15 protein-coding genes and 2 tRNA genes are annotated in these 17,426 nt (G+C 67.3%); 11 read left to right on the plus strand and 6 right to left on the minus strand.

The genetic code is table 11. The annotated features are described in order from the left end of the window. Nucleotides 1–58: 58 nt before the first annotated feature. The 11 genes from SNE34_RS00410 (at nucleotide 59) to SNE34_RS00460 (ending at nucleotide 9,490) form a co-directional block, all read left to right on the plus strand. A tRNA-Val gene (locus tag SNE34_RS00410) sits at nucleotides 59–133 on the plus strand. 423 nt (nucleotides 134–556) lie between these two features. Beyond that, nucleotides 557–2,473, plus strand: coding sequence for a threonine--tRNA ligase (thrS, locus tag SNE34_RS00415; RefSeq protein ID WP_332613669.1), 1,917 nt, complete (start codon nucleotides 557–559; stop codon nucleotides 2,471–2,473). Nucleotides 2,474–2,534: 61 nt separating this feature from the next. After that, nucleotides 2,535–3,059 (plus strand): translation initiation factor IF-3, encoded by a 525-nt coding sequence (gene infC / locus SNE34_RS00420; RefSeq protein WP_332614586.1) that lies wholly within the window; start codon nucleotides 2,535–2,537, stop codon nucleotides 3,057–3,059. A 315-nt stretch (nucleotides 3,060–3,374) separates the two neighbouring features. Continuing rightward, complete coding sequence (rpmI, locus tag SNE34_RS00425; protein ID WP_332613670.1) at nucleotides 3,375–3,572, plus strand: 50S ribosomal protein L35; 198 nt, start codon at nucleotides 3,375–3,377, stop codon at nucleotides 3,570–3,572. Nucleotides 3,573–3,585: 13 nt separating this feature from the next. Then, nucleotides 3,586–3,945 (plus strand): 50S ribosomal protein L20, encoded by a 360-nt coding sequence (rplT, locus tag SNE34_RS00430; protein WP_332613671.1) that lies wholly within the window; start codon nucleotides 3,586–3,588, stop codon nucleotides 3,943–3,945. Between the two features lie 106 nt (nucleotides 3,946–4,051). Then, complete coding sequence (gene pheS / locus SNE34_RS00435; RefSeq protein WP_332613672.1) at nucleotides 4,052–5,062, plus strand: phenylalanine--tRNA ligase subunit alpha; 1,011 nt, start codon at nucleotides 4,052–4,054, stop codon at nucleotides 5,060–5,062. A 12-nt stretch (nucleotides 5,063–5,074) separates the two neighbouring features. Next, nucleotides 5,075–7,465, plus strand: a complete 2,391-nt coding sequence (pheT, locus tag SNE34_RS00440) for a phenylalanine--tRNA ligase subunit beta (protein WP_332613673.1) — start codon at nucleotides 5,075–5,077, stop codon at nucleotides 7,463–7,465. A 27-nt stretch (nucleotides 7,466–7,492) separates the two neighbouring features. Continuing rightward, nucleotides 7,493–7,795, plus strand: coding sequence for an integration host factor subunit alpha (locus SNE34_RS00445; protein WP_332613674.1), 303 nt, complete (start codon nucleotides 7,493–7,495; stop codon nucleotides 7,793–7,795). Next, nucleotides 7,788–8,144 (plus strand): MerR family transcriptional regulator, encoded by a 357-nt coding sequence (locus tag SNE34_RS00450; RefSeq protein ID WP_332613675.1) that lies wholly within the window; start codon nucleotides 7,788–7,790, stop codon nucleotides 8,142–8,144. Before SNE34_RS00445 ends, SNE34_RS00450 begins: the two co-directional genes overlap by 8 nt. 64 nt (nucleotides 8,145–8,208) lie before the next feature. After that, nucleotides 8,209–8,285: transfer RNA gene (locus SNE34_RS00455), tRNA-Pro, on the plus strand. Between the two features lie 152 nt (nucleotides 8,286–8,437). After that, nucleotides 8,438–9,490, plus strand: coding sequence for a TraB/GumN family protein (locus SNE34_RS00460; protein WP_332613676.1), 1,053 nt, complete (start codon nucleotides 8,438–8,440; stop codon nucleotides 9,488–9,490). On the opposite strand, the gene SNE34_RS00465 is transcribed toward SNE34_RS00460, so the two are convergent. The 6 genes from SNE34_RS00465 to SNE34_RS00490 form a co-directional block, all read right to left on the minus strand. Then, nucleotides 9,481–10,728: a phospholipase D-like domain-containing protein gene (locus tag SNE34_RS00465; protein ID WP_332613677.1), complete on the minus strand. Its 1,248-nt coding sequence runs from the start codon at nucleotides 10,726–10,728 to the stop codon at nucleotides 9,481–9,483. The two genes, SNE34_RS00460 and SNE34_RS00465, sit on opposite strands and share 10 nt — an antisense overlap. Before the next feature lie 98 nt (nucleotides 10,729–10,826). Continuing rightward, entirely contained in the window at nucleotides 10,827–12,755 is a 1,929-nt protein-coding gene (gene dxs / locus SNE34_RS00470) for a 1-deoxy-D-xylulose-5-phosphate synthase (protein ID WP_332613678.1), read from the minus strand. A gap of 76 nt (nucleotides 12,756–12,831) precedes the next feature. Continuing rightward, nucleotides 12,832–13,935 carry a hypothetical protein gene (locus tag SNE34_RS00475; RefSeq protein WP_332613679.1) on the minus strand — a complete coding sequence of 368 codons (1,104 nt, stop codon included), beginning with the start codon at nucleotides 13,933–13,935 and terminating at the stop codon, nucleotides 12,832–12,834. Between the two features lie 125 nt (nucleotides 13,936–14,060). Further along, nucleotides 14,061–14,741: an HNH endonuclease gene (locus SNE34_RS00480; protein ID WP_332613680.1), complete on the minus strand. Its 681-nt coding sequence runs from the start codon at nucleotides 14,739–14,741 to the stop codon at nucleotides 14,061–14,063. A gap of 146 nt (nucleotides 14,742–14,887) precedes the next feature. Then, nucleotides 14,888–16,678: an acyl-CoA dehydrogenase C-terminal domain-containing protein gene (locus SNE34_RS00485; protein WP_332613681.1), complete on the minus strand. Its 1,791-nt coding sequence runs from the start codon at nucleotides 16,676–16,678 to the stop codon at nucleotides 14,888–14,890. 54 nt (nucleotides 16,679–16,732) lie between these two features. Further along, complete coding sequence (locus SNE34_RS00490; RefSeq protein ID WP_332613682.1) at nucleotides 16,733–17,182, minus strand: LEA type 2 family protein; 450 nt, start codon at nucleotides 17,180–17,182, stop codon at nucleotides 16,733–16,735. Nucleotides 17,183–17,426: the final 244 nt, after the last annotated feature.

Below are 17,426 nucleotides of genomic sequence, written 5' to 3' on the forward strand. Positions count from 1 at the left end.
CCGCCGCCGCCGGCCCGGGATAAACTGCGCGCCCTCTCGCCGGGTTAGTGATGGCGAAGGGCGGTTAGCTCAGCGGTAGAGCACTACCTTGACATGGTAGGGGTCACAGGTTCGAACCCTGTACCGCCCACCAAATGTTCGAAGACGGCCGGGTATCCCCCGGCCGTTTTTGTTTCCCGGCACCCGTGGCGGGCGTCCCGCACCGCGGGGCGGATATGACATTGCCGCCCGCGCCGCCGTTGACTTGCGTCGGCTTGTCCCCAACTATTGCAGGGTCGGTCGGCATCCAGCCGGCCCCGTTTTCGAGGGTGGCCCGCGCCAACGCGCCGGCCGAGCGTGCGACATGAGCACTACCACCGCCCATCGTTGACCCCGCCCGAGGCTTCCGCATTGCGCAGGCGCCTTCGTGGCGCTTTTTGCTTTGCGGGTCTTGCCGTCCCTCCCGTGACAACGACTCCCTTGTAGGAGCGACGTGAGTCGCGACCCGCCGAACCTCCGTGACGATGTACAGGTCGCGACTCACGTCGCTCCTACAAAGAAGCCCATCGATATCCCCATGATCGCAATCACGCTCCCCGACGGCTCGCGCCGCGAATTCGACAACCCGGTCACCGTCGCCGACATCGCCACCTCGATCGGTCCCGGCCTGGCCAAGGCCGCGCTGGCCGGCAAGGTCGACGGCAAGCTGGTCGACACCGGTTACCGGATCGACCACGACGCATCGCTCGAGATCGTCACCGACAAGCACCCCGATGCGCTGGAAGTCCTGCGCCATTCGACTGCTCACCTGCTGGCCCAGGCCGTGCAGCGCCTGTTCCCGGGCGCGCAGGTCACGATCGGCCCGGTGATCGACAACGGCTTCTACTACGACTTCGCCTACGAGCGCGCGTTCACGCCCGAGGACCTGCCCGCGATCGAGGCCGAGATGCAGAAGATCGTCAAGGAGGCGCAGTCGGTCAGCCGCAGCGTCAAGTCGCGCGACGAGGCGATAGCGTTCTTCAAGGGCCTTGGCGAGCACTACAAGGCCGAGATCATCGAGTCGATTCCGGCCGACGAAGACCTGTCGCTCTACAGCCAGGGCGAGTTCACCGACCTCTGCCGCGGCCCTCACGTGCCCGGCACCGACAAGCTGCGCGCGTTCAAGCTGATGAAGGTCGCGGGCGCCTACTGGCGCGGCGACCACAACAACCAGATGCTCAGCCGCATCTATGGCACCGCCTGGCTCAACGACAAGGACCTCAAGGCCTACCTGCACCAGCTGGAGGAGGCCGAGAAGCGCGACCACCGCAAGATCGCGAAGCAGCAGGACCTGTTCCACCTGCAGGAAGAGGCCCCGGGCCTGATCTTCTGGCATCCGAAGGGCTGGTCGATCTGGCAGGTGGTCGAGCAGTACATGCGCCGCGTCTACCGCGAATCGGGCTACCAGGAAGTGCGTTGCCCGCAGATCCTCGACGTGTCGCTGTGGCAGAAATCCGGCCACTGGGACAACTACAAGGAGAACATGTTCTTCACCGAGTCGGAGAAGCGCACCTACGCGCTCAAGCCGATGAACTGCCCGGGCCACGTGCAGGTGTTCAACCACGGCCTGCACAGCTACCGCGACCTGCCGATCCGCTACGGCGAGTTCGGCGCCTGCCACCGCGACGAGCCGTCCGGCGCGCTGCACGGCATCCTGCGCGTGCGCGGCTTCACCCAGGACGACGGCCACGTGTTCTGCACCGAGGCCCAGATCGAGTCCGAGGTCACCGCCTTCCACGCCCAGGCGATGGCGGTCTACGCCGCGTTCGGCTTCAGCGACGTGCAGGTCAAGCTGGCCCTGCGCCCGGAGCCGCGGCTCGGCGACGACGCCACCTGGGACAAGGCCGAAGACGCCCTGCGTTCGGCCCTGCGCGCGGCCGGGGTGGAGTGGGAAGAGTTGCCTGGCGAGGGCGCCTTCTACGGCCCCAAGATCGAGTACCACTTGCGCGACGCGATCGGCCGCACCTGGCAGCTGGGCACCATGCAGGTCGATTTCATGATGCCGGCCCGCCTCGGCGCCGAGTACATCGACGAGGCCAGCCAGCGCCGCCACCCGGTCATGCTGCATCGCGCCATCGTCGGCTCGATGGAGCGCTTCATCGGCATCCTGATCGAGCACCACGAAGGCCGGTTCCCGGCATGGCTGGCACCGGTGCAGGCTACCGTGATGAACATCACCGACGCCCAGGGCGATTTCGCCGACGAGGTCCGCAAATCCCTTGCGGAACAAGGTTTCCGGGTCCAAAGCGATTTGCGCAACGAGAAAATCGGCCGTAAGATCCGCGAGCACACGCTGCAGCGCGTGCCGTACCTGCTGGTGGTCGGAGACCGCGAGAAGGAGACCGGCACCATTGCGGTGCGTACCCGCGGAGGGGAGGATTTGGGGTCGATGTCCGTCACCGAATTCGCCGCGCGTTTACGTGAAGAAGACGTAACCCAGGGCAACCTGGCCTGACCGAACCGGCCGCGAGGCGGCCGGCACACCCCATGGGTACGCCCATACCGGAGATTGCAACATCAGCACCCCTGACAAGCCGAATCGCAAGAACCAGGAAATCCGAGTCCCCCGCGTCCGCGTCATCGGCGCCGACGGCGAAATGGTCGGCGTGCTCTCGCGCGACGAGGCATTGGACCTGGCCCTGGAAAGTGGCATGGACCTGGTCGAGATCCAGCCGCACGGCGATCCGCCGGTATGCCGCATCATGGATTTCGGCAAATACAAGTTCGACCTGCAGAAGAAGGCCAACGCGGCCAAGAAAAAGCAGAAACAGGTCGAGATCAAGGAAATCAAGTTCCGCCCGGTCACCGACGAGGGCGACTACCAGATCAAGCTGCGCAAGATGCGCGAGTTCCTGGAAGAGGGCGACAAGCTCAAGGTCAACATCCGCTTCCGTGGCCGCGAGATGAGCCACCAGGAGCTCGGCCGCGAGATGGCCGCGCGGATCGAGGCCGACCTCGGCGAAGACATCGTGATCGAGTCGCGCCCGCGCCTGGAAGGGCGGCAGATGGTGATGATGATCGCGCCGAAGAAGAAGACCTGAGCGGGCGGTCGATTTTCAGCGTTGGTCCACGAAAGGGCGCCGCGAGGCGCTCTTTCGTGGAGGTCTCCGAGCAAAAGCCGGCCCATGCGTTCCGCGAACATCCTGACTCGTCAGGGTTTGTTTGCAACGCAACAGCCCAAGCCCCATAATGGCCGGCCCGGTTCGCCGGGATTGTTGTATGCATCACCCAGGACACGTCGCGGAATTTCGAAGGTTTCCTTCGCGATCAACGACTTACAACCGGACCGGGCAGGACGGAAAGAGTGGCCACGCCACCGCCCAGGCCAGTTACAAGAACCCGAAAGGACATCCGCAATGCCCAAGATCAAGACCCACCGTGGAGCGGCGAAGCGTTTTCGCAAGACCGCTTCCGGCAAGTTCAAGTGCGGCCACGCCAACCGTAGCCACATCCTCACCAAGAAGTCGACCAAGCGGAAGCGCAACCTGAGGCAGACGAACCACGTCCGCGCCGAAGACGCGGGCCGTATCGCCCGCATGCTGCCGTACGCCTGAGGAGGACTGAGAAATGGCACGAGTCAAACGTGGTGTACAGGCGCGTCGGCGCCACAAGAAAATCCTGAAGCAGGCCAAGGGCTACTACCACGCCCGCCGCAAGGTCTTCCGCGTCGCCAAACAGGCGGTCACGAAGGCCCTGCAGTACGCCTACATCGGCCGCAAGCAGAAGAAGCGTAATTTCCGTTCGCTGTGGATTACCCGCATCAACGCGGCGTCCCGCGCCAACGGCATGAGCTACAGCCGCTTCATGAACGGCCTGATGAAGGCCGGCATCACCCTCGACCGCAAGGTGCTGGCGGACATCGCCGTGCACGACGCGGCGGGTTTTGCCGCGCTGACCGAGAAGGCCAAGGGCGCGCTCGCAGCGTAAGGTGTCGCATCGTCCGCGCGGTTTTGCCCGCGCGACGGTCAGGCAACGAAGTACACGCATGGGGAAGGGCGCAAGTCCTTCCCCATGTTTCGTTCTGGGGATGCGCATGAGTGATATCGAAGCATTGACTGGCCGCGCACTGGCCGACATCGCCGCCGCCGATTCGCCCGAGGCGATCGAGGCATTGCGGGTGGCCCTGCTCGGCAAGTCCGGCAGCGTGACCACCCAGCTCAAGCAGCTAGGCACCCTGCCGGCCGACCAGCGCAAGGCCGCCGGCGAAGCGATCAACAAGGCGCGCGACACGCTGTCGACCGCGCTGGCCGAACGCAAGGCCGCGCTGGAAAGCGCCGCGCTCGACGCCCGCCTGGCGTCTCAAATCATCGACGTCACCCTGCCCGGCATCGACGGTGCCCGCGGCGGCCTGCACCCGGTCAGCCGCACGCTGGAGCGCATCGCCGACATCTTCGGCCGGCTTGGCTTCGAGCTCGCCGACGGCCCCGAGATCGAGGACGACTGGCACAACTTCGAGGCGCTGAACTTCCCGCCGCACCACCCGGCGCGGGCAATGCACGACACCTTCTACTTCGACGACGGCCGCCTGCTGCGCACCCACACATCGGGCGTGCAGGTGCGCTACATGAAGGACCTGCTGGCCACCGGTGGCACGCCGCCGCTTCGCATGATCGCTGCCGGCAAGGTCTACCGCAGCGACAGCGACCAGACCCACACACCGATGTTCCACCAGGTCGAGGGGCTGCTGGTCGACGAGCGCGCCAGCTTCGCCGATCTCAAGGGCACCCTGGCCGAGTTCGTGCGCGCGTTCTTCGAGCGCGACTTCGAGATGCGCTTCCGCCCGAGCTACTTCCCGTTCACCGAGCCCTCGGCCGAGGTCGACATCGCCTGGCAGCAGCCGGACGGCTCGACCCGCTGGCTGGAAGTGCTCGGCTGCGGGATGGTCCACCCGAACGTGTTGCGCAACGTCGGTATCGACCCGGAGAAGTACACCGGCTATGCGTTTGGCCTCGGCGTGGAGCGCTTCGCGATGCTGCGTTACGGGGTCGACGACCTGCGCAGTTTCTTCGACAACGACGTGCGCTTCCTGCGCCAGTTCGCGTAACCGGGGGCGACCATGAAATTCTCCGAAAACTGGCTGCGCCAGCACGTACCGACCACGGCGACCCGCGACGAGCTGGTGGCCACGCTGACCGCGATTGGCCTCGAGGTCGAGGAAGTCACCGCGCTCGGCGAGTCGCTCGACGGCGTGGTGGTGGCGCAGATCCTTAGCGCCGAAAAGCACCCCGAGGCCGACCGCCTGCAGGTCTGCCAGGTCGACGCCGGCAACGGCGAAATCGCACAGATCGTCTGCGGCGCGCCCAACGCGCGCGCCGGCCTCAAGGCGCCGCTGGCGAAGGTCGGCGCGGTATTGCCGGGCGGGATGCAGATCAAGCCCGCCAAGCTGCGCGGCGTCGAGTCGTTCGGCATGCTGTGCTCGGCCAAGGAACTGGGAACCGATGGCGATGCTTCCGGGCTGCTGGAACTGCCCGAGGCCGCCCCGGTCGGCCAGCCGGTTTCTGAATTGCTCGGTCTCCCGGACGCCAGCATCGAGATCAAGCTGACCCCCAACCGCGCCGATTGCTTCGGCGTGCGCGGGATCGCGTTCGACGTCGCCGCGGCCTCCGGTGGCGCGGTCGCGCCGCTGGCGATTGCGCCGGTACCGGCCGCCAGCGACGCCCGGCTCGACATCGAACTCAACGCCGGTGCCGACGCGCCGCGTTACTGCGGCCGGGTTATCGAGGGCGTCGATGCCTCGGCAAAGACCCCGCTGTGGATGGCCGAACGCCTGCGTCGCAGCGGCGTGCGCCCGGTATCGCTGCTGGTCGACGTGACCCAGTACGTGATGCTGGAACTCGGACAGCCGATGCATGCGTTCGACCGCGACCTGCTGACCGGCCCGGTCGGCGTGCGCCGCGCCCGCGCCGGCGAATCGCTGAAGTTGCTCGACGGCCGCGACGCCAGGGTCGACGGGCAGTTCCTGCTGGTCACCGACGCCGGCAAACCGGTTGCACTCGCCGGCGTCATGGGCGGCTTCGACAGCCGAGTCACCGAGGCCAGCCGCAACGTATTCCTGGAATCGGCGCACTTCGCCCCCCACGCGATCATCGGCCGCAGCCGCAAGCTTGGCCTGCACACCGACGCCGCGCACCGCTTCGAGCGCGGTGTCGACCCCGAATTGCCGCGCACCGCGATCGAATACGCGACCCGGCTGATCCTCGACATCGCCGGCGGCACGCCCGGCCCGGTGGTCGAGGCGGCGCTGATCGAGCACCTGCCGCAGCCGCAGGCGATCACCCTGCGCCGCGCCCGCGTTGCCCGCGTGCTCGGCCTGGAGATCGCCGATGGCGAGATCGAGCGCATCCTGACCGCGCTCGGTCTAGCCGTCGACGCCAGCGCCGACGGCTGGCAGGTCACCGCGCCGAGCCGCCGCTTCGACATCGCGATCGAGGAAGACCTGATCGAGGAGATCGCTCGCGTCCACGGCTACGACGCGGTCCCGACGACGCTTCCGGCCGGCGCCTCGCGGCTCGTGGCGCCCAGCGAGGAGACGGTCGAGGACGCCAGCGTGCGCCGCCAGCTCGCTGCGCGCGACTATCTGGAAGCGATCAACTACGCCTTCGTCGACGCCGACCTGCTGGCCAAATGGGGCCTGACCGAAGGCGCGGTGACGCTGGCAAATCCGCTCAGCGCCGAGCTCGGGGTGATGCGCACGTCGCTGCTGCCGGGCCTGGTCGCCGCGCTCGGCCGCAATGCCGCGCGCCAGCAGCCGCGGGTGCGGCTGTTCGAGCTCGGCAACGTGTTCACCGCGATCGCCGACGCCGCGCCGCTGCACACCCGGCGCATCGCCGCGGTGGCCTGCGGCGATGCCGTGGCGGAGCAATGGGGCGCCGCCGAGCGCGAGATCGGCTTTCACGACCTCAAGGGCGACCTCGACAGCCTCGCCGCGTTGTCCGGCGCGCGTCTCGACTACCGGCCGTCGAAGCCGGCCTGGGCGCATCCGGGGCGCTCGGCCGATGTCTGGCGGCTGGACGATCGCGGCAAGGACGTCCGGCTCGGCTGGATCGGCCAGTTGCATCCGCGCCTGCAGCAGGCACTGGAAATCGACACCGACGTGGTCGCTTTCGAGCTCGACCTCGTGCCGCTGCTGGCGCGGCCACTGCCGCAGGCCGGTGGGCAGTCGAAATACCCGTCGGTGCGTCGCGACCTGGCCTTCGTGGTCGCCGAATCGGTCAGCTGGGCCGCGCTGTCAGCCAGCGTCCGCAAGGCCGCCGGCCCGGTGCTGCGCGACCTTGTGCTATTCGACGTGTACCAGGGCAAGGGCGTTGAATCAGGATGCAAGAGTCTCGCTATGGGCTTGATTTTGCAGGAACAATCGCGCACGCTGACCGACGGTGAAGTGGATGCGGCGATTGCCGCCGTGACCACGACGCTGCAACAGGAACACGATGCCGCGATCCGTGGCTGAGGTTCGCGGCAGTACGGAAGGAAGGCGATGGCACTGACCAAGGCGGAGATGGCCGAGCGACTGTTCGACGAGGTCGGCCTCAACAAGCGCGAAGCGAAGGAATTCGTCGACGCGTTCTTCGACTCCCTGCGCCAGGCGCTGGAAAGCGGCCGTCAGGTCAAGCTGTCGGGCTTCGGGAATTTCGACCTGCGGCGCAAGAACCAGCGGCCAGGCCGCAACCCGAAGACCGGCGAGGAAATCCCGATCTCGGCGCGGACCGTGGTGACTTTCCGTCCCGGCCAGAAGCTGAAGGAACGCGTGGAAGCGTATTCCGGAGGCTCGCATGCTTGACCCGGGCAGCAACCGCGAGCTCCCGCCGATCCCGGCCAAGCGCTACTTCACCATCGGTGAGGTCAGCGAGCTGTGCGACGTCAAGCCGCACGTGCTGCGCTACTGGGAAACCGAATTCCCCACGCTCAACCCGGTCAAGCGCCGCGGCAACCGTCGCTACTACCAGCGCCACGAGGTGCTGATGGTGCGGCAGATCCGCGGCCTGCTGTACGAGCAGGGCTACACCATCGGCGGCGCCCGTCTGCGGCTGGAGGGCGAGGCCGGCAAGGACGAGTCCGCGCTTAGCTCGCAGATCATCAAGCAGGTGCGGATGGAGCTGGAAGAGGTGCTGCAGCTGCTGCGCCGCTGATCGCGAGTGCTAGCAAAACCGCTATACTTGCCGCCCGCCTCGAAAGGGCGGGAACAGAACATCTCGGGGCGTAGCGCAGCCTGGTAGCGCACCTGTCTGGGGGACAGGTGGTCGTCGGTTCAAATCCGGCCGTCCCGACCAATTCGAATCGCCAAACGCCCGGTCCGCCGGGCGTTTGCCGTTGTGGGAACTTGCAGCGGGAAGTCGCGGTCGGACTCCGCGCATGGACGCGGCGGTGTCGCCGCTCGTCGGCCACGCCCCTTTTTCCACCGATTCGAAATGGAGTTCATCCGATGCATGCAGCCTTGCTGATGGGTCTCGTTGCGCTGGCGGGTTCTTCGCCGCTTTCCCATGCCGCGGAGGCCGCCATCCCGCCGGCTGCGCCGTCCGACCACGCGGCCACCGCCGCCGATACCATCCGCGATCTGGGTGCCGTGGTCGTGACCGGCGTGCAGCCCGGGCCGGGCATGTGGAAGGTGTCGCGTGGCGGCCACGAGCTGTGGGTGCTGGGCGTGGTGTCGCCACTGCCCGATGCCATGACCTGGCAATCGGCGGAGGTCGAGGCGGTGATCGGCCGCGCCGGCCAGGTCCTGCAGGCGCCGATGTGGGCGGTCTATTCCGATGTCGGGATCTTCAAGGGCCTGAGCCTGCTGCCCGCGGCGCTACGCGCGCGTCGGAACCCCGAGGGCGCCGAGCTCGAGGACGTGCTGTCTCCCACGTTGCACGCGCGTTGGGAGGTCCAGAAAGACAAGTACCTCGGCTGGGAGCTGGGGATCGAACGCTGGCGGCCGATGTTTGCCGCCGAGAAGCTTCAGCGGAAGGCGATGGAGCGGTTGGGCCTCGATGGCGCCGTGGTCGATCCGGTGATCGCCGCCGCGGCCGAGCGCGCAGGCCTGCAGCCCACGGTGATCCAGGTCAAGAGCACGATCGACGAACCGCGCGAGTTGCTGAAGGCGTTCAACCAGGCGTCTTTCGACGACACGGCCTGCCTCGAGCGCACCGTCTCGCAGCTTGAACACGACCTGCCGACGCTGGCCGCGCGCGCCAATGCCTGGGCCAGTGGCGACCTCAAAACCCTGCGGCGCCTGCCGTACGAAGACCTGCGCTGGAGTTGCGTGCACGCGCTGCTGGAAAGCGACATCGCCCGTCGACTAGATTACGACGAAGTGCCGATGCAGATCGAGCGGGCCTGGCTGGAGGCGGCCGAGAAGGCGCTGGCGGAACACCCGGTATCGTTCGCATCGCTTCCGATGGACCGCGTGCTGGCGCCGGATGGCTACTTGGCCAAGCTGCAGTCACGGGGTTACACCGTCGAGGCACCGCCTTCGGCCGTGACTCACAACTGAGCGCGCAACAACAACGCCATGTGGTTGCGGACGCGGGCGAAAAGCGATCGCTGCTCGACATCAGCCAGGGTGATTTCGCGCGAGGCCCGCAGGTCTTCGTCGAATGACGCCCGCAGCTCGTCTACCAGCGGACGGTCGTAGACGGCCATCGCGATCTCGTAGTTGAGGGTGAAGGAGCGGCTGTCAAAGTTCGACGAACCGATCACCGCCCAGGTGTCGTCCACGGTGACGGTCTTGGCATGCATCATTGTGGGCTGGTACTCGAATATCCGCACCCCGGCCTCGAGCAGGCGCCGGTAGTAGGTCTGGCTGGCGTAGCCGACCAGCGCCGAGTCCTGGTGCGGGCCGGGGACCAGCAAGGTGACCTTCACCCCGCGGCGCGCGGCGCGCTCGATGCCCAGTTCCAGTGCCGGATCGGGGACGAAATACGGCGTGGCGATACGTATTTCCTCGCGCGCGCCGTGGAACAACAGCCAGTAGACGAACGCGATGTCGGACACCGGACCCGCGGGGGCGGCATTGAGCGGCACGATCCCCGCCGCGTCGACCGCCGGCAGCGGCGGGAACATGCGATCGCCCGCCAGCACTTCGCCGCTGGCCTGGCGCCAGTTCTCGGCGAATGATCCCTGCAGGTAGCGCACCGCAGGGCCTTCGATGCGGAAATGGTCGTCGCGCCAATGCTGCGGATCCTGCGCATCGCCACTCCACTCCTCGGCGATGCCGACCCCGCCGGTGAAGCCGATGCGGCCGTCGACGACCAGCACCTTGCGATGACTGCGGTTGTTGAAGCGGTTCAGCGTGTACCAGCGCAGCGGGTGGAACCAGGCGAAACGGCAACCGGCCTGTTGCATCTGCTCGACCAGCGCCGGGTCCATCTTGCGACCGCCGAATGCATCCACCAGCACCCGTACCTCGACGCCGCGGCGCGCGGCCGCGCTCAACTCGTCGGCGAACGCGACCGCGACATCGCCGGTCCAGTACACGTAGGACAGGATGTTGACCGAGGTCTTGGCCTCGCGGATCGACGCCAGCATCGCCGGGAAGATTTCGCTGCCATTGACCAGCAATTCCACCCGGTTGCCTGGCAACAGCGGCGCGTCCAGGTTGGCCGCCAACGCGACCGCGGTGTCGGGCGATTCGGCGGCCAGTTCGACCGACAGGCGATCGGGTGGGATCTCGATCGCTTCCGGTACCCACCACGAGTACAGCGTCCATGCCAGGGCCAGGACGCCGAACAATGTGAGCGCCTGGGTCAGGCGGTGTTTCGTCCGGCGCGCGGCGATGGTTCGGCGGCGATGGGCGGATGGTCGCATCCGCGCAGCTTAGCCAGCGGCGATCATGCGCGCCGTGAGGAGTCCATGATGGCGGCCGCGTCGGGCAGGCGAGGCCATCGCGCCTGCACGGCCGCACGGATGCCGTCGACATCCAGTCCGGCTTCGGCCAGCAGTTGTTCGCGGCTGGCGTGGTGCTGGAAGGCGTCGGGCAGGCCGAGGTGCAGGACCGGCAGGGTGAGGCCTTCGGCGGCCAGCAGTTCGGCGACGCCGGAGCCGGCGCCACCGGCGACGACGTTGTCCTCGAGGGTGACGAAGCCCTCGTGGGTCGCGGCCAGTTCAAGCAGCAGGGCGCGGTCGAGCGGCTTGACGAAACGCATGTTGACCACGGTCAGGCCGAGCTCCGCGCCGACCTGTTCGGCCGCCGGGACCAATGCTCCGAATGCGAGCAGGGCGATGTGCGCGCCACGACGACGCAGCTCCGCCTCGCCGATCGGCAACGTGTCGAGGCCCGGTTGCACCGGGATCCCGGGGCCGCTGCCGCGCGGGTAGCGCACCGCGGCCGGGCCGGCGTAGCAGTGGCCGGTGCTGAGCATCCGCCGGCACTCGTCCTCGTCGGCCGGCGCCATCACCACCATGTTCGGCACGCAGCGCAGGTAGCTCAGGTCGAGGTTGCCGGCGTGGGTGGCGCCGTCGGGGCCGACCACGCCGCCGCGGTCGATCGCGAACAGCACGTCGAGGTCCTGCACCGCGACGTCGTGCACCAGCTGGTCGTAGCCACGTTGCAGGAAGGTCGAGTAGATCGCGACCACCGGCTTGGCGCCCTCGCAGGCCATGCCTGCGGCCAGCGTCACCGCGTGCTGCTCGGCAATGGCGACATCGAAATAGCGTTGCGGGTACTCCTTGCTGAAGCGCACCAGGCCGGAGCCTTCGCGCATGGCCGGGGTGATCGCCAGCAGTTTTTCGTCGGCGGCGGCCATGTCGCACAGCCAGTCGCCGAACACGTCGGTGTAGCTCGGCTTTTTCGCCCCGGGCTTGTTGACCATTCCCTGGCTGGGATCGAACGGACTGACCGCGTGGTAGCCGATCTGGTCGCCCTCGGCCAACTCGTAACCCTTGCCCTTGGTGGTGATGATGTGCAGCAGCTGCGGGCCCTTCAGGTCCTTGAGGGTCTTCAGCGCGCCGAGCAGGGCGGGGAGGTCGTGGCCGTCGATCGGGCCGGTGTAGTGGAAGCCGACCTCCTCGAAGAACGTCGACGGCACGAACATGCCCTTCCAGTGTTCCTCCCAGCGCCGCACGAACTTCGCCGCCGGCTTGTGCTTGTCGCCGAGCAGCTTCTTGCCGCCCTCGCGCAGCGCGTTGAGGGTGCGGCTGCCGGTCAGGCGGCCGAGCATCCGGGTCACGCCGCCGACGTTCTCGGAGATCGACATCTGGTTGTCGTTGAGGATCACCAGCAGGTTGGGTTCGATGCCATCCGGGTCCTCGCCCATGCCGCCGGCGTGCGCCAGCGCCTCGAACGCCATGCCACCCGTCATCGCGCCGTCGCCGATCACGGCCACGACCTTGCGATCGGCGCCGGCGCGCTGGCTGGCAATGGCCATGCCGAGCGCGGCGGAGATGCTGGTCGAGCTGTGGCCGACCCCAAACGTGTCGTACTCGGATTCCTCGCGCTTCGGGAACGGCGCGACGCCGTCCTTCTGCTTGACCGTGTGGATGCGGTCGCGGCGGCCGGTGAGGATCTTGTGCGGGTAGGTCTGGTGGCCGACATCCCACACCAGGCGGTCGACCGGGGTCTCGTACAGCCAGTGCAGGGCCACGGTCAGCTCGATCACGCCGAGGCCGGCGCCGAAGTGGCCGCCGGACTGGGCGACCTGTTCGATCAGGTATCCGCGCAACTCGTCGGCGATCGCCGGCAGTTCCTCTTCGGGAAACTCGCGCAAATCGGCGGGGACGGCAATGCGGGACAGGCGCGGATAGCGTTGCGGATCAATCATCAATACGGCATCGGACGGCAGTCGCCCATTGTCCCGCCGGCGTCGGGGCGGGGCAAGGCGGACGATGCGTCGGGCGTCAGCGCCCGCGCAGGCGTCCGAACAGGCCGCCGGATTTCGGTGCGTCCGCTTCGGGTTCCGGCGGGTGCTCGATGTCGGCAAACCCGGTCGCCAGGCTGGCGTTGACGAAATCGGTGACCTCGGCCACCGGCACGCCGCTGGCCTCGGCGATCTCGGCAAGGGTCGCCGGTCCCTTCATCATCGCGGTGGCGATGCGGAAATGCTTGGGGTATTCGCGCTCGGTCTGCGGCCACTTCAGCATCTGGTAGCGCGCCTGCGGATCGAACCCGGGCATCAGCGTGCCGTTGCCGGCGAGCAATCCGCCGAACCACACCAGCCGCGCCAGCGGTTGCGCCGCGCCTTGCGCCGCGGCCTGGGCGTCCCAGTCGGCGACGGTGGCGAAATCGTCAGACTTCAACACGCTGCCGACGTGCGGACTCAGCGGCTTCAACGCCCCCGGGCCGTGGTACTGCCGTTGTTCGGTGTCGATCAGCAGGACGACGCCGTCGCGTTCAAGCTTGACCCGACCCTTGACCCGGCCGGAGGCGAGCCATTCGGCCAACGTGCCCGGTTCCGGATCGGCGGCCGGCGGCGTATGCGGTTGCAGGCTCGGGGCTGCCGGGACCACCTGGGCGACGGCCACGCTGGCCGGTTCGCGCGGGGAATTGCCGACTTCCTCGGTCGCCTGCGCCGTGGACGCCTCATCGACCGGCTGCGGATGCTCCTCCGGCAGTTCGTCCTGTGGCTGCGGGGCCGGGGTCAGTCCCGCCGGCGACGGGGTCGCAGTACCGGCGGCTGCGTCTGCGACCGAACCTTCGGGCCTTGGCACGAGTTCGTTCAGCAGTTGCACCACGGAACCGGCATCGAACGGCTGGGCCAGGCGGAAGTCGGCCTGGGTACGCGGTGCCGAGGTCAGGCCGATCACGGTCTTGCCGGCGGCATGCAGCCGCAGCCAGCTCATCGGGCCATACATGCTGTCCATGTCGACTGCGATGAAGTCGCCCTGGGTGTCGGGCAGCAATTGCCAGATGCCGCCAAGGCGCTGGTTGGCTTCCGCGAACGCCACCTTCAGCGCCGTTTCCGTAGCCGGATCCATGCCGGTCAGGCCGAAAGTCAGGGACATTTTGTGTTCCATTGCGACAGGTTGCTGCCAGTGTCCGGGACCCGGCAACACCCGTCAACGCGCGCGCTGCGTCGCAACTGCGCGCGCTGCGGCAGTCATTGCCGGGGACTGTGATGCCGGCACGATCAGTTCAAAGACCGCGCATGCTTCTTCGGCAACTGGTTTTTCAGGAACGCCATCTGGTCGGCGAGGATGTTGCGGTTCGACAGGATCAGGTGTTCGACCCAGCTCGGCCGGTACGGCACCGCCAGCAGCGGCATGCCGGCCTGTTGCGGGGTGCGGTTGCCCTTGCGCGAGTTGCATTGGAAGCAGGCGCTGACCACGTTTTCCCAGACGTCGCGGCCGCCCTTGGACACCGGCAACACATGGTCGCGGGTCAGTTGCGGGCGGTGGCAATCGCGACCGCAATACAGGCACAGGTGGGCATCGCGGGCGAACAGCGCGGTGTTGGTCAGCGCCGGGGTCGGCGCCAGCGCGTGCGCGCGGGCATGGCCACGGGCGGCAACGATCGGGTGCAACTGCAGCAGGCTGTGTTCGCCGCTGACCCGGTTGAAGCCGCCATGCACGGTCAGGCAGGGGTCGCCCAGCGTCCAGGCAACCGCGTCGCGGGCATACAGGCAGGCCGCCTGTTGCCAATTCATCCAGTCGAGCACCCGGCCGTGGGCGTCCAGCGACAACAGGCGCACGGAGTTGAGTAGTTCGAGCGCATGTCGCGGCGCGACGGGGAGGCTTTCCGGGCCGGGTCGGATGGGCTCGACCGGGGTGCCGGAGCGGACCAGATGCAATTTCGCTCTGTCGGTCTCCATTGGAAACCGAGCTTATACCGGATTTGCTGCCAGTGGGCGAGAGCGAACCCGCCGGTAGGAGCGATGTGAGTCGCGACCTGTACATCCTCCCCAGCGTTCGTCTGGTCGCGACTTACGTCGCTCCTACAGGGAAACTCGCTTTGGACTCAGGTATCGAACCGCTCCGCATCCAGCGCCATGAGGGATGCAGCCCCGCTCTCCATTGCCGCCGCATGGCCCAGCGTGCGCGGCAGGATCCGCGCGAAGTAAAAGCGCGCGGTCTCGCGCTTGCCGGCCTTGAACCCTTCCGGCTGGGTCGAATTTTCGCTGGCGGCGACGCTGCGCGCCCACCAGTAGGCGAGGGCGACGTAGCCCGAGTACATCAGGTAGTCGTACGCGGCCGCCCCGACCTCGTCGGGATTGGCCACCGCGCGCTGGCCGACCTGCATCGTCAGCCGCTGCCACTCGCCGGCCTTGTCGCGCAGCGGCGCGATGAACTCGGCGACCGCGGCGTTGCCCGTATGTTCCTGGCAGAACGTTTCGATCATGCCGAGGAACACCTGCAATCCCGCGCCCTGCAACTGCATCACCTTCCGACCCAGCAGATCGAGCGCCTGGATGCCGGTGGTGCCTTCGTACAAGGTGGTGATGCGCGCGTCGCGGGCGAGTTGCTCGATGCCGTGCTCGGCGATGTAGCCGTGGCCACCGTAGCACTGCAACGCGTGATAGGTGCATTCCACGCCCCACTCGGTCAGGCAGGCCTTGACGATCGGGGTCATGAAGCCAACCAACGCGTCGGCCTGTTTGCGTTCGTCGGCGTCCGGCGAGTGGTGGGCGATGTCGACCAGCAATGCAGCGTGGTAGCCCATCAGCCGCCCGCCTTCGACCAGCGACTTGCAGGTCAGCAGCATCCGGCGCACATCGGGGTGGACGATGATCGGGTCGGCGGCCTTGTCGGGGAACTTCGCGCCCGACAGCGCACGCATCTGCAGGCGTTCGCGCGAGTACGCCAGTGCGTTCTGCAAGGCGCGGTCGGACAGGCCGAGGCCCTGCAGGCCGACCGCGAGCCGGGCGGTATTCATCATGGTAAACATCGCCATCAGCCCTTTGTTGGCCTGGCCGACCAGATAGCCCTGGGCGCCATCGAAGTTCAGCACGCAGGTCGCCGAGCCGTGGATGCCCATCTTGTGTTCGATGCTGCCGACACGGACCCCATTGGCTTCGCCGACCGTGCCGTCGGGCGCGACCCGGATCTTTGGCACCACGAACAGCGAGATGCCCTTGCTGCCGGCCGGCGCATCCGGCAGGCGCGCCAGTACCAGATGGATGATGTTGTCGGTGAAGTCGTGATCGCCGGCGGTGATGAAGATCTTGGTGCCGGTGATGTCGTAGCTGCCGTCGTCGTTCGGGACGGCGCGGGTCTTCAGCAGCCCGAGGTCGGTGCCGCAATGCGGTTCGGTCAGGCACATCGTGCCGGTCCAGCGACCTTCGACCAGCGGCTTGAGGAACACTTCGCGTTGCCAGTCCTCGCCGTGCTGGATCAATGCTTCGGTGGCGCCATGCGAGAGCAGCGGAAAGTTGCCCCAGGCCAGGTTGGCGGCGTCGATCATTTCCTTCAGCGGCACCCCGGCGGCGTGTGGCAGGCCCTGGCCGCCGAACTCCGGCGGCGAGGTCAGGCCGGCCCAACCACCGTCGACGTACTGTGCGTAGGCCTGCTTGAAGCCGGGTGGGGTGGTGACCGTGCCGGTGGCCTTGTCATGACTGCAACCAACCCGGTCGCCGATCTCGTTGAGTGGCGCCAGCACGGTCTCGGTGAAGCGCGCGCCTTCCTCCAGCACCGCTTCGAGCACGTCCCGGCTGGCGTCGTCGAAGCCCATGCGCTGGAACTGCGCTTCGGCGTCGAGGACGTCGAACAGGACGAACTGCATGTCGCGCAGCGGGGCTTTGTACTGGCTCATCGACGACCTCGTTGTTGTCTTTGGTGCGTGGTTTCGCGGTTTGGTGCCGGTGGGTCAGCGCATCACCCCGGGCAACCCGGGAGCCGGGCTGAGGGCGCTGCGGCGTTCCATTTCGAACTCGCGCTGGCGGCTCTCGTTCGGCGTGGCCGTCATCGTGCCCTGCAGTGAGTATTCGATGCTGCGGCCATCCGCGAGCGCCCGGGCCACGGCGAACTTGGCGGCGGCTGTCGGCGCCAGCTCCACCGTGACCACGTCGGCCGACTCCGGTCCGACCGTGACACCGGGGCTGGCTTGTAGGGTGCCGGCGGGGTGGTCCTCGACTTCAAGCTCCAGCCGCAGTGCATCGAAGCGCATCGTGATGCTGCTGAAGTTCTCGATCCGCAGGTCGGTCGACCAGTTGCCGTCGGCGCGCACGGTCAATTGCTGGATCCGTGCCGACGGTTCCGATACCCGCCGCGCCGGGCCACTGGCGCAGGCCACCAGCAGCAGTGCGCACGACGCCATTGCCGCCCAACGTGTCCAGCTTGCCCAGCGCGTGCTCGTCATCGTTTGATCCCCGGTTCGTGTCTGCGTCGGCGAGGATACTACGGCGCATGGAGGCCGCTGCCGGCCGCAATAGCGCGACCCAAAACGAAAAAAACCCCGCATCGGCTATAACCGTTGCAGGGCTTGCGTTACCGCGATCTCGACGACTGCCACCAAATGGTGGCCGGGGAGGGAATCGAACCCCCGACACGGGGATTTTCAA

This window comes from Novilysobacter erysipheiresistens, from assembly GCF_036663935.1.
Taxonomy (GTDB): Bacteria; Pseudomonadota; Gammaproteobacteria; order Xanthomonadales; family Xanthomonadaceae; genus Novilysobacter; species Novilysobacter erysipheiresistens.